This window comes from Merdimmobilis hominis (assembly GCF_016901855.1).
Taxonomy (GTDB): domain Bacteria; phylum Bacillota; class Clostridia; order Oscillospirales; family Ruminococcaceae; genus Paludihabitans.
The window spans coordinates 104,457-116,844 of record NZ_JACJKY010000004.1 but is presented as its reverse complement, the minus strand read 5'-3'; the positions used below and the strand labels follow the sequence as shown (position 1 = coordinate 116,844).

The 12,388-nt window shown below is 48.8% G+C and carries 13 protein-coding genes; all 13 read right to left on the bottom strand.

Going from position 1 to position 12,388, the window contains the following annotated elements:
• Positions 1–31: 31 nt before the first annotated feature.
• The gene (locus H6A12_RS03700; RefSeq protein WP_204444883.1) at positions 32–1,345 is read right to left on the bottom strand and encodes an ABC transporter substrate-binding protein; all 1,314 of its coding nucleotides are present in this window, start codon (positions 1,343–1,345) and stop codon (positions 32–34) included.
• A gap of 57 nt (positions 1,346–1,402) precedes the next feature.
• On the bottom strand, positions 1,403–1,666 hold the full coding sequence (locus H6A12_RS03695) for a hypothetical protein (RefSeq protein WP_204444881.1): 264 nt from the start codon (positions 1,664–1,666) through the stop codon (positions 1,403–1,405).
• 98 nt (positions 1,667–1,764) lie between these two features.
• Positions 1,765–3,069 (bottom strand): hypothetical protein, encoded by a 1,305-nt coding sequence (locus H6A12_RS03690; protein WP_204444879.1) that lies wholly within the window; start codon positions 3,067–3,069, stop codon positions 1,765–1,767.
• Positions 3,070–3,112: 43 nt separating this feature from the next.
• Positions 3,113–4,393, bottom strand: a complete 1,281-nt coding sequence (locus H6A12_RS03685; protein ID WP_204444877.1) for a hypothetical protein — start codon at positions 4,391–4,393, stop codon at positions 3,113–3,115.
• A gap of 498 nt (positions 4,394–4,891) precedes the next feature.
• On the bottom strand, positions 4,892–5,404 hold the full coding sequence (locus tag H6A12_RS03680; RefSeq protein ID WP_204444875.1) for a cob(I)yrinic acid a,c-diamide adenosyltransferase: 513 nt from the start codon (positions 5,402–5,404) through the stop codon (positions 4,892–4,894).
• Between the two features lies 1 nt (position 5,405).
• The gene (locus H6A12_RS03675) at positions 5,406–6,884 is read right to left on the bottom strand and encodes a cobyric acid synthase (protein ID WP_204444872.1); all 1,479 of its coding nucleotides are present in this window, start codon (positions 6,882–6,884) and stop codon (positions 5,406–5,408) included.
• Positions 6,881–7,966: a pyridoxal phosphate-dependent aminotransferase gene (locus H6A12_RS03670; protein ID WP_204444870.1), complete on the bottom strand. Its 1,086-nt coding sequence runs from the start codon at positions 7,964–7,966 to the stop codon at positions 6,881–6,883. Before H6A12_RS03670 ends, H6A12_RS03675 begins: the two co-directional genes overlap by 4 nt.
• A gap of 69 nt (positions 7,967–8,035) precedes the next feature.
• Positions 8,036–9,019, bottom strand: coding sequence for an adenosylcobinamide-phosphate synthase CbiB (gene cbiB / locus H6A12_RS03665; RefSeq protein ID WP_204444867.1), 984 nt, complete (start codon positions 9,017–9,019; stop codon positions 8,036–8,038).
• Positions 9,016–9,642: a histidine phosphatase family protein gene (locus tag H6A12_RS03660; RefSeq protein ID WP_204444865.1), complete on the bottom strand. Its 627-nt coding sequence runs from the start codon at positions 9,640–9,642 to the stop codon at positions 9,016–9,018. Before H6A12_RS03660 ends, cbiB begins: the two co-directional genes overlap by 4 nt.
• Positions 9,639–9,977 carry a bifunctional adenosylcobinamide kinase/adenosylcobinamide-phosphate guanylyltransferase gene (locus tag H6A12_RS03655; protein WP_204444863.1) on the bottom strand — a complete coding sequence of 113 codons (339 nt, stop codon included), beginning with the start codon at positions 9,975–9,977 and terminating at the stop codon, positions 9,639–9,641. Before H6A12_RS03655 ends, H6A12_RS03660 begins: the two co-directional genes overlap by 4 nt.
• Positions 9,965–10,750, bottom strand: coding sequence for an adenosylcobinamide-GDP ribazoletransferase (locus H6A12_RS03650; RefSeq protein ID WP_204444861.1), 786 nt, complete (start codon positions 10,748–10,750; stop codon positions 9,965–9,967). The genes H6A12_RS03655 and H6A12_RS03650 overlap by 13 nt, the downstream gene beginning before the upstream one ends.
• Entirely contained in the window at positions 10,747–11,277 is a 531-nt protein-coding gene (locus H6A12_RS03645) for a bifunctional adenosylcobinamide kinase/adenosylcobinamide-phosphate guanylyltransferase (protein ID WP_204444858.1), read from the bottom strand. Before H6A12_RS03645 ends, H6A12_RS03650 begins: the two co-directional genes overlap by 4 nt.
• On the bottom strand, positions 11,274–12,356 hold the full coding sequence (gene cobT, locus H6A12_RS03640) for a nicotinate-nucleotide--dimethylbenzimidazole phosphoribosyltransferase (protein ID WP_204444856.1): 1,083 nt from the start codon (positions 12,354–12,356) through the stop codon (positions 11,274–11,276). Before cobT ends, H6A12_RS03645 begins: the two co-directional genes overlap by 4 nt.
• Between the last annotated feature and the right edge of the window lie 32 nt (positions 12,357–12,388).

Below are 12,388 nucleotides of genomic sequence, written 5' to 3'. Positions count from 1 at the left end.
CCTTCTTCAATGAAGCCATTTGATTTGTTGTTTATTCCGTAATATACACCTCAAGGCGTTTTTGCACCTGATTCATAAATTCGTCCGTTTCCATATTCCCTGCGTAATAGTTGTCAAACAAATCCGACAGCGCATACTGCCATGTGCTTGGAAGAACAATATTTGACGTTTTTGATGGTTCAGGAATCTGATCCCGATACGGTTTATATCCGCGATCCACGTCATTCCAACTGTAGCCATTGTTCACAACATTCTCTTCAAGCAGTGCTTGAATATAATCATATGCGATCGTTTGATTTTTGCTCGACGCAGGAATTGCTACCCAACGCAGTGCATAATGGCATGTATATGATCCGTTTATATCTTTTACTGCAACACTCACCCAATCATCCGTCGTGTCACCTTGTCCCGGATAAGCCCTATATAACAAATATTTTTGCTGTTTATATGCTTCCTTCTCAAAGTCATATGTTCCCTGATCTCCGAGTCCGGAATCCTCAATATCGCTTGAGATTGTGCGCAATGCTTCCACAATCCATTTGACCGTCGGATTATCAAAATCCACCTTTCCGGTCTTATAATCCGCAATTTTCAAGCCGCAGACATCAAATACGACTGATTTCAGTATACGAAACTCATAATCCGGCATGATCGACGGTGCATCCGGATCATCTCCATGCTCTTCCACCCAATCCGCGCATCGTTCTAAAAACTCTGTCATTTGAGCGCTTAATATATTCGGATACTCCTCAAAGGTTGGTTCCGGCAACGAAAACCCCCATTTTTCCGCAAGTTCTCTTGTTGTCTGATATACGAGATAAGAATCTAATATCGGTACAAACGTCCACCGATCTTCTGAAGCAATTACGGAATCAGAATTGACTTTCATATATGTCGTGGTGTCAAGCTGACCGTTTTCCTCTGCCAATGGATTTAAATCCGCAAAGGCACCGTTTTTCATCAGTTTATACCAATCGGGCGGTGTTGCCTCCGGCCATTCGATATATGTAGCATCGCCCATCACGATATCACCCGCCTGATCTTTTCGTAAATCAGCAGTGATCTTGTCATAATACTCCTGAAGCGGCGTAATATCTGTATCTTGACGCTCCCGCGAAAAAAGCATCAGATATTGTGTTGCACTCCACCACTTTAGATCGGTTTCGATATCCGGATATGTCTCCAATACATTTTCCTTTGCTGCCATATACCACGGATCATTTCCGTTAGAAAGAAAATAAAAAGAAAGTGAATCGTTTTTCTGCTCCACTGTTTTCCCGCCGCATCCGGTCAGCAAAATCGAAATTGTCAGAATAATTGCTGTGATGCCTGTTCGTTTTTTCATCTCGATCACTCCTTCTTTCAAAAAATGATCATGGAGGAGGAATTCCTCCTCCATGATTTAGCCCCAAAGACTAACGTTGCTGCTTACATTTGAGTATACATTGTTGAATGTGGAAGAATTAAGTGCATTGTGTATTTGATTTCTTTTTGGTGCTTCGTTATTACCAGACTGACCAGCAAAGACTTCTGTTCCTCCTGTACAAGTACATGTACAAGACGCTGTACACACCTCACACGAACAACCACATGACGATCCACAAGCACATGCAAATCCAACAACAGAATCCAACCGTTCGGGCTGATGTTTCATCAATCGTTTCATTTATTTCACCTCCTTCTTTTTCATTTATACAACATAAATTTTCAAAAGAAAATTACATCCATAATCAGTAAAAATGTTTTTCTCGTAATTCAATGATTTTATTCCGTAATATACACTTCAAGGCGGCTTTGCACCTGATTCATAAATTCGTCTGTTTCCATGTTTCCTGCATAGTAACTGTCAAACAGATCCGCCAGCGCATACTGCCAGGTACTTGGAAGGACGACATTTAATGTTTTCCGATTTGGATCCTGACGCTCCGGCGGCAATGTTTGATATCCACTGACCATAACCAATCCATCACCCGCATTTGTTGGCTTTACAGAAAGGAGTGATTGAATATATTCATATGCAATGGTCTGGTTTTTACTGGATGAAGGAATTGCTACCCAGCGCACCGCGTACCCACATGTATATGTATCATTGATATCCCGAAGCCACAGCATAGCCATATCATCGACATCTTTTATCGTATTTCCATACAACAAATACTTCTTCTCCTGATATGCATTCTGCTCAAACGCATATGTTCCCTGATCTCCGAGTCCGGAATCCTCAATATCGGTTGAGATCGTTCGCAGTGCTTCCAGAATGCGTTTCACGGTCGGGTTGTCAAAGTCCACCTTTCCACTCTCATAATCGGCAATCGTCAGACCGCACACATCAAACACCACCGATTTCAGTACCTGAAACCGAAAATCCGGCATGATCGACGGCGCATTCGGATCATCTCCATATGTTTCGACCCACTCGGCACATTGCTCTAAAAACGTCACAATGTTGATGTCCCGATGCACAGGTTCTGCGGGTTCATTTGGTTCCGGCAGCGAAAAATTCCATTGCTTTGCAAGTGTTTCTGTTGTCGTAAAACAATAACGTTCATATAATAACGGAATGATTGTCCACTGATTTTCTGATGCCAGTTCTTTATCAGAATTCACTCTTGTATATGTCGTCGTTTCAAGTTCTCCGTTTTCCTTTGCTAATGCGTTCAAATCTGCAAATGCACCGTTTTTCATCAATTTATGCCAATCGGGCGGTGTTGCTTCCGGCCAATTCAAATACAAAGCATCTCCCATCACAATGTCGCCCGCCTGATCTTTTCGCAAATCGGAAGTGATCTTGTCATAATACTCCTGAAGCGGTGTGATATCTGTATCTTTATACTCTCGCGAAGAGTACATGCCATACTGATCTGTGATCCACCAGTCTATATCCATTCCAATGTCCGGATATGACTCCAGTACCTTGTTTTTTGCAGCTGTATACCATGGTTCATTTCCGTTAGAAAGAAAATAGAACGAAAGCGAGTCATTTTTCTGCTCCACTGTTTTCCCGCCGCATCCGGTCAGCAAAATCGAAATTGTCAGAATAACCGCGATGATTCCCATTTGTTTTTTCATTGTCATTTCCTCCTTTCTTTCATCAAGCCGTTTGATTTTCTGTTTACTCCGTAATATACACTTCAAGGCGTTTTTGCACCTGATTCATAAATTCGTCTGTCTCCATATGTCCTGCATAGTAGTTATCAAACAAATCCGACAGCGCGTACTGCCATGTGCTTGGGATGACGATGTTATAACTTTTATAATTCGGATCTTGAAATTCAGGAGGCGTCTCCCTATAGGTATCTATAAGATTATCGCTATTTCCGCCGTTCACAGCCTTTTCATTCAAAAGCTCCTGAATATACGTATATGCGATCGTTTGATTCTTACTCGACGCAGGAATTGCAACCCAGCGTGATGCGTACATGCAGAAATACGTTTCATCTATGTTGAGCAAAGAAATAAACTTTCGCGTACCAACATCTGAAGGCAACCATTTATACAGCAAGTACCGTTTTTCCTCACACGCACGCTGTTCAAACTCATCCGTTCCCTGATCTCCGAGTCCGGAATCCTCAATATCGGTTGAGATCGTGCGCAGTGCTTCCAGAATCCGTTTCACCGTCGGATTATCAAAATCCACCTTTCCGGTCTCATAATCTGTAATTGTCAGTCCGCAGACATCAAATGCGACTGATTTCAGTTGCTGAAACCAAAAATCCGGCATAATAGAAGGCGCATTCGGATTATCACCATGTTTTTCCACCCAGTCCGCGCATTGCTCTAAGAAGTCTACGATACTCATGTTGCCATCGTCCACTATCGAAAAATCCCACTGCTGCGCCAATTCCTCTGTTGTGCAGAAAAATAATTTTTCTTCTAATATTGGTACAAACGTCCACCGCTCTTCTGAAGCTGCTGCCGAATCAGTATTGACTTTCATATACGTTGTAGTGTCAAGCTGACCGTTTTCCTCAGCAAGCGGATTCAAATCTGCAAACGCACCGCTTTTCATCAGTTTGTACCAATCGGGCGGCGCGGCTTCCGGCCACTCGAGATACGTAGCATCTCCCATCACAATATCGCCCGCCTGATCTTTTCGTAAATCGGAAGTGATCTTATCGTAGTACTCCTGAAGCGGGGTAATATCTGTATCTTGATGCTCCCGCGAAAAAAACATCAGATATTGTGACGCAGTCCACCACTTTAGATCGATTTTGATATCCGGATACGCTTCAAAAACCCTTTCTTTTGCAGCTTCATACCATTTCTCATTTGCATTGGAAAGAAAATAACAAGAGAGTGAATCGTTTTTCTGCTCTACCGTTTTGCCGCCGCATCCGGTCAATAAAATAGAAATTGTCAAGACGATTGTCATGATTCCCGTTCGTTTTTTCATCTCGATCACTTCTTCTTTTAAAAAACGATCATATTCACCATGTATTATATGAAATTCATTATCAAATCACATGAGTAAGGCAGCATTTCTTGTTGGTTAATTGATTCCCTCCATAATTCATCTCGATAAATATCACTTTTATCATACAGCTTTGTAATTTTAATATACAACATACCAATAATAATGTCAACAACCAAATGATTTTTTGTTTCATAAATCAAACGAGCAACAATATTTATCACAGTTAGATAAATAGACACTTATATTTATGTATAATTTTTAAAATCCCTGCCGCATACTGTGCTTTTGAATAACACCATATTTTATGTAGGCATCCACAACACACTGCTGCTCTTACGTTTATTTACAGAATATCACACGAAACCCCGTACATTTTCTGGTGCTGTGGATCTTCTCGCATTTTGATAAAAAAAGCAGCAAGCTGCAAAATTACAGCTTGCTGCTTTTTTCTTATCATAAAATTCACATAAATACGGCTTAGTACTCTACGCCTTTTCTTGCCGGAATCCCTTTTTCATAGGGATGTTTCCAGCAGTGCATTTCTGTAGAGTAGTCGGCGATCTCCGTCATCCAGTCTGCCGGATTCCGGCCGGTGAGAATCAGCTCCTGCTCTGCCGGCTTTTCACACACCGCTTTTTTGAGCATCGCCTCGTCCACCATATTGAGCTGCACGGCGGCACACGCTTCGTCCAGAATCAGAAGATCTGCCGGCTGCTGCAATGCGGCAAGCAGATTTTCGTCCTGCACCTTGCGGGCTTGCGCTTTTTCCTCTTCGGTCATCTGGAAAACAAACTTATGCCCGGCTTTTCCGCGATAAATCTGCGCGCCAAGCTCAGAAAGCAGTGTGATTTCCCCGCTTTCCTGTCCTTTTAAAAACTGCACAATCACCACTTTTTTCCCTGCGGCCAACGCACGCATTGCCACACCTATGGCAGCGGTGGTCTTTCCTTTTCCATCTCCCCAGTACAGGTGAATGAGTCCTTTTTCCATATTACCGCTTCCCTTCGATCAGTGCATAAATGGCGTTCATATCGAGTGCACGGCGAATTCCGTCTGCCAGCAGATCAAACTGCTGTTCCTGATACTGCGCATGAGAAACCGGTGCCGCCTGTTCGCATGAAATACCCTTGCGCTGACACAGGTATTCTGCCAGCTTTTGCGTAAGGCTTCCTGTATCAAACAAACCATGCAGATATGTGCCGAACACATTGCCGCTGACGCATCCGTCCGTCTGACCGTTTTCGAGCATACAGAATGCATCACCGCGCACGGTGGTCTTTCCGGTGTGAATCTCATAACCGTCGAGCTTTGCGCCTGCAAAGTCAGAGGCCAGCACCTCCGCCTGCATCCGTGTGCGGATCTTGCGGTCGCTGAACACGGTATCAATCGGCAGAAGCCCCATGCCGTGCATTTCACCGCCGCCTTCCGTTCCGTACGGATCGGAAAGCATTTCACCCAGCATCTGATATCCGCCGCAAATGCCAAACACCGGTGTGCCCGTATGCGCCAATTTGCAGACCGCCGCTTCGAGTCCGCTCTGCCGCAGCCACAAGAGATCGGAAAGCGTACTTTTCGTGCCGGGGAGAATGACCAAATCAGGCGTTCCGAGCTCTCTGGCGCTCTGCACATACCGCACACCCATTGCAGGATGCTCGTCGAGCAGAGAGAAATCTGTAAAATTCGAAATCCTCGGCAACCGAATCACCGCAATATCCAACGGTTTTTTCGCGTCCTGATTTTCAAGGCAAGGTGCCAGCGAATCCTCGTCATCCACATTCACGTGCAGATACGGCACGACGCCCAGCACAGGAATTCCCGTCTTTTCCTCGAGCATCGTCAGTCCCGGACGCAGAATCGCCTCGTCGCCTCGGAATTTATTGATGATCAAACCGCCGATCCGCGCACGTTCTTTCTCTTCGAGCAGCGCCACGGTTCCATACAGCTGTGCGAATACGCCGCCGCGGTCGATATCACCCGCCAGCAGTACAGGCGCGTCCACCAGCTCCGCCATGCCCATGTTTACAATATCGTCAGTGCGCAGATTGATTTCCGCAGGACTGCCCGCGCCTTCAATGACGATGATATCATTTTCTGCGGCAAGCCCATGATACGCCTCTAAAATATCCGGAATGAGCTGCCCCTTCATACGGAAATACTCGGTTGCACTCATCTGTCCGCGGATTTCGCCGTTAACGATCACCTGACTGCCGATATCACTCGACGGTTTGAGCAAAATCGGATTCATGCGCACATCCGGTTCCTTGCCGGCTGCCTGCGCCTGAACAACCTGTGCCCGTCCCATTTCCAAGCCATCGCGGGTCACATAACTGTTAAGCGCCATATTCTGGCTCTTAAAAGGCGCTACTTTCAGTCCGTCCTGCGCAAAAATGCGGCACAGTCCGGCACACAAGAGACTTTTTCCCGCACCGGACATGGTGCCCTGCACCATAATACATTTTGCTTGTTTCATCGTACCACCTCGTTTAACGCCTGGATCAGGCGGATATTTTCTTCATGGGTACGCACAGCGGTGCGGTACCAGTTTTCATTTAATCCGTGATAATTCGAACAGCTGCGCAATAAAATTCCGCGCTTACGCAAAGGCTCGATCAACGGAACCGGACAGTAAAACAGCAGATAATTGGCTTCACCCGGAATCACCCGACAGCCTAAACGGGTTAACTGCTCGCTCATCCACGGCCGTTCCTGCTTTACCATCTGCCGCACACGCTCCACATATGCCGTTTCTTGGAGTGCTGCTTCTCCGGCTGCCTGTGCCAAAGACGAAACTGCCCAAGGCTGACCGGTATTCCGCATATTTTCCACCAATTCGCCGTTTGCGCACAGCGCATACCCAAGCCGCACGCCTGCCATGGCATACAGTTTTGTAAACGCCTTTAAAATCACCAAATTGGGAAACGATGAAAGCGCAGATTTCATTGTGTGGTCTTCCGGCTCATCCAGAAAGTCACCGAAGCACTCATCCAGCATGAATAATGCACCGCAGTCACTGCACCGCTGTGCCACCTGCATCAAAAATGCACGGGGAGAGGACACACCGGTGGGATTATTCGGCTCGCAGACAAACACCATATCGATTTCCGGCGTGATTGCTTGCAAAAAGCCTTCATCCAATCGAAAATCATGTTCTTGACGCAAAAAATAATAGTCGACTTCACATCCGCAGGCGGTCAATGCCGCTTCATACTCGGCAAACGCCGGCGCAGTCAGCAACGCTTTTTTCGGTTTTTTCGCAAGTACTGCACGGAAAATTAAGTCGGCTGCGCCGTTGCCGCACAGCACATACGATTCCGGCACCTGCTCGTGAGCCGCCAGTTTCCGGGAAAGCGCGCGGCACAGCGGATCGGGATACCGGTCAGCCGTCTCCGCTGCCTCAGCAATCGCACGCTTTACACCCTGCGGAACGCCCAGCGGGCTGACATTCGCGGAAAAGTCGAGAGGCTGTGCACCGTACTCTTCCGAATATCCGGCCCAGTCTCCGCCGTGCACCAAAGGCGTTTTTACACTGCCGGTCTGATGATTTTCGTTCATGATGTCGCCTCCACTCAATCAAAACAAACATATAACAACGTGTATCTGCACATCGTCACGCATACTGTCTTACAAAATCCAATGCGGCCCAAACAGCAAAAAAACAACAGCCACATGAATTGCCACGCCGATGATCAGTCCAACCACACTCGAAACAATCATAATTCGGTTGGTTTTTAAAATATCTTCCGGCTCGATCTCCCGGACACGGTCGCCGATATACGGTTTTTCTACCAGTTTTCCAAAATAAGATGCCGGACCTGCCAGCTGTACGCCCAATGAACCGGCACATGCCGATTCCGTCTGTGCGGAATTCGGGCTCGCGTGGTTGCGGCGATCGCGCCGCCAGATTTTCCATGCGTTTTTGAGGTTTCCGCCTGCCAGCGGAGCGGACAAAATCCACAGCAGTGCCGCAATTCTCGACGGCAGATAGTTCGCCGCATCGTCAAGCTTTGCCGCCGCCCGTCCAAAATACAGATAGGTTTCATTTTTATATCCCACCATGCTGTCCATGGTGTTGATCGCTTTATACGCGAGTGCGAGCGGTGCACCGCCAATGAGCATATAAATCATGGGCGCCAATACACCGTCCGAAAAATTCTCCGCCACGGTTTCGACCGTCGCTTTGATGACACCCTCTTTTGACAGCGCCGCAGTATCGCGTCCCACAATACGGGCAACTGCTGTTCGGCCGGCATCCAGGCCCTCGGTTTTTAACGCGCGATATACATTCCGGCTCTCTTTTGCAAGACACCGCATTGCAAGCGCCTGCCAGCACCAGAGAATTTGCAGCGCTAAGCCAAGGAGCGGGTGAATCCACCAGAACAGCCAGCACAAACCGCCGCTGATGAGCAGCGTTCCCACCGGCAGCGTGATTGCCAGGATGATTCCGCCGGTGCGCTCACCCTTTGGCGTTTGCGGAAGACGGCGGCGCAGCCACTTCTCGAGCCGGGAAATGGCTTTTCCCATAAAGATCACCGGATGCGGCATTTTCATGGGATCTCCGAGCAGACAGTCAAGCAGAAATCCGCACAAAACGGCTGTAAAAATCATGCGTGATTCCTGCCTTCCTGCCCATCCTCCTTGCGGACATACTGCACTTCTTCGATCAGCTGCAAGGTGTGCTCGTTGTGCCAGGTATCGGCATCGACCTCGAGGACATAACCGCCTCCGTTGGGACCGCACCAGTGATAATAGTCATAGCGCGGCAGTCCGTACCGTTCCATAATTGCCATCTGGTTTCCGCCGTGCGCCATGATCACGAGCATTTCCTCTCCGTTTTCGAGTGCTTCTTCCAAAAGCGGCACAAAGGCGTCGCATGTGCGGTCACAAAACTCTGCTTTCCGCTCGCCGCCTGGACAGCATCCTTCACAGTTTTCGCCAACCCATGCGATATATTCGGGGTCGTGCTCCATTTCAATGTAGTTTCTTCCTTGGAAAATGCCAAAGCACATCTCCCGAAAATCATCGATCACGACCTGCTCTGCCTCAGGGAACAGGATATCCGCTGTACTCCGCGCACGAATGAGCGGGGAAACATATACTTTTTTCGGGAAGATATCCGCCTGAATCAGCTGTGCCCGTCCCTCCTCGGAGAGGGGAATATCCCGGGTTCCCTGATACCGCTTTTCTACATTATAGGTCGTTTGTCCATGGCGTAACAAATAAATTTTCACAGTCGTTCCTCTCCTTTTAACACGGTTGGAATGCCGCAGAATACCCGAATCACCGTATCGGCTTTTTTTGTAAGCAGACATGCAAGCCGGCCGGCAGCCTCACGCGATGCGCGGTCTTTTGCGTCGGCAGGTACAATGCCGCCGCCTATTTCTGTAGCGATCACCACTTGCTTTTTAGAAAGCGTTTCTGCAAGCGTTATCAAATCATCGCAGTCGGCAGCCAAGTCCTGCACATCCCAAACGGCATTCTCACGCATCGCTTCTTCGTCCCACTGAAGCCATTCTTTCACAAATGCCTTTTTTCCGCTGTAAAGCGGTCCTGTCACGAAAACCATTTCATTCCCTCCAACAGCTGCACTGCAGTCAACGCACCGAGCATCCAGATTTCGGCGCGCTGCAAAAACCAGCCTGCCAAATCACCCGTAATACCGCCGAACTGCTTGTTTGCGATACGGTAATACCGCCACAAAATCCATCCTGCCGCGAGCACCATTGCCGTTCCGGCAAAGCCGCCTGTGACAATCAAAACGACTGCCAGCACTGCTGACGATACCGCCAATATGACACATACTTTCTTTTTATCCGATGCCGCCGCAAACGTATGCGCAAGGCCGGTATTTTTCGCGAGCGGGAATGCTGCATTCGCAAATCCGGAAAGACAGCGTTCCAGCACAAAGGCGATGCCCATGCACCACAGCGCTCTTCCATCCCATTTAATAGACGCGCAGAGCGCAAAATATACAATAAACCAGGTGCAAAGCCGAATCACAGCAAATGCACCGCACCGCGGATCTTTTAAAATCTCCCGTTTTTTTTCAGGAGAGCCGCAGCTTCCCAATGCATCACTCGTGTCGGCATATCCGTCCAAATGAATACCGCCCGTCACGAGTACGGGAATCGCGCACATGCCGCCTGCCTGCAAAATGACAGGACCGCCCACATATCCCATCAGTGCAGACCATCCCCACCAGAGAAGTCCGCACACGACACCGATCAGCGGAAACGCACACAACGCATACCGCATATTCTTTTGCGTCCACACCGGCTGCGGACAGGGAATGGCGGAAAACATGGCAAATGCCACTGCAATCGTTTGAAAAAAGTTCATTCTGTTCTCCCCTTTCCCTTGTGGCACACGGGACAGCCGCAAACCACTTCATACACCGCGTCGGCTTCTTTCGCAAGCATCCGGTTAACATCTGCCAGCACCCGCAGATACCGAAGCGTATCGCCCTCATAGCAAGAGCCGCCGCTGAATACTTCGTTCGAAACAATGATCAGCTCTTCACACTGACTTTTCAACCGGCAAATTCCCCGCTGAATCGATGCCACTGTGTCATCTCCGGCGCCGTCGGGACTATATAGCTCATTGGCTGCCAAATTGCTCATGCACTCTAGGAGCACGACGCCTTTTTTCGGCAGTGTGACCTCTGCAAGATTTACAAAGCACTCGACCGTTTCAAACTGCTTTTTTGCACGCATCTCCCGGTGGCGGCGGATCCGTGCCCGGCACTCGTCGTCAAACGGCTGCATGGTCGCAATATAATAGCGCGGATGATTTCCGGCTTTTAGCACGAGCGCTTCGGCAAATTCACTTTTTCCGGAGGCGGCTCCTCCGATTACCAACGTCATCATTCCGAATCACCATACGGCACATAGTGTTCAATGCCGCCCTGTTCAAACGTATAACTCTCCTGATACACGGCACACGCCATATCTAAAAGCGGAATCGCCGCCACTGCACCGGTCCCCTCGCCTAAACGCATTTTCGCGGTAATCAGCGGCTCGCGGTGCAATGCGTCGAGCAGCATCCGTCCCGCAGGCTCTGCCGAAACATGGCTTGCAAAAATCGCTTTCTCAGCCTTTTTGCACATCCGAACGGCACAAACTGCCGCAACTGAGCTGATAAATCCGTCCGCGAGCACCGGCACGTTATAAATCGCACCGCCCAGAAACACACCGCAGATTGCCGCGATATCAAAGCCGCCCACCTTCGAAAGCACATCCAGCGGATCATTCGGATTTGGCTGATTGACACAAAGCGCTTGTTCAATGGCATGGATTTTCCGCTTCAGTCCCTCGTTTGAAAGGCCTGCGCCGCGTCCTGTCATTTCCTTGACCGGTCTATTAAACAACGCACACGCCACCGCGCTCGATGTGGTCGTATTTGCCACGCCCATTTCTCCGGTAGCAATCAGCCGCACGCCTTTATTTTTCTGTTCGCACACCAATTCAATACCGGTAAGCACGGCCTGTGCCGCCTGTTCTCTGGTCATCGCGGGACCTTTTGAGATATCACCGGTTCCGTTGGCAATCCGGCGGCTCAGTACCCCCTCAGTCGGCGGAAAATCAAAAACGCCCAGATCCACCGGCACCACCTGACAGTTGGCAACTGCCGCCATTCGGCATACGGAGGTTCGATTCATCGCCAGATTTTCGGTAACCACAGCGGTGACGTTGCGCGCCGACTGAGTGACCCCCTGTGCGATGACGCCGTTATCGGCGCACATCACGAGCACTGCGCGCGGAAACAGGGAAATTTCCGTACTGCCGGTGAGCGCGGCGATATTTTCGATGGCAGTTTCCAACAAGCCAAGACTTCCAAGCGGTTTTGCACAGTCATTCCATTTTTCATGCGCTTGACTGCGGGCTGTCTCGTCCGGTTCGGTAACGGTTTGCAGCAGCTGCTGCAGCTTCTGTTCGTTTTGTTCCATTCCGATTCCTTCTTCCTTCTCCTGTGCGGTAC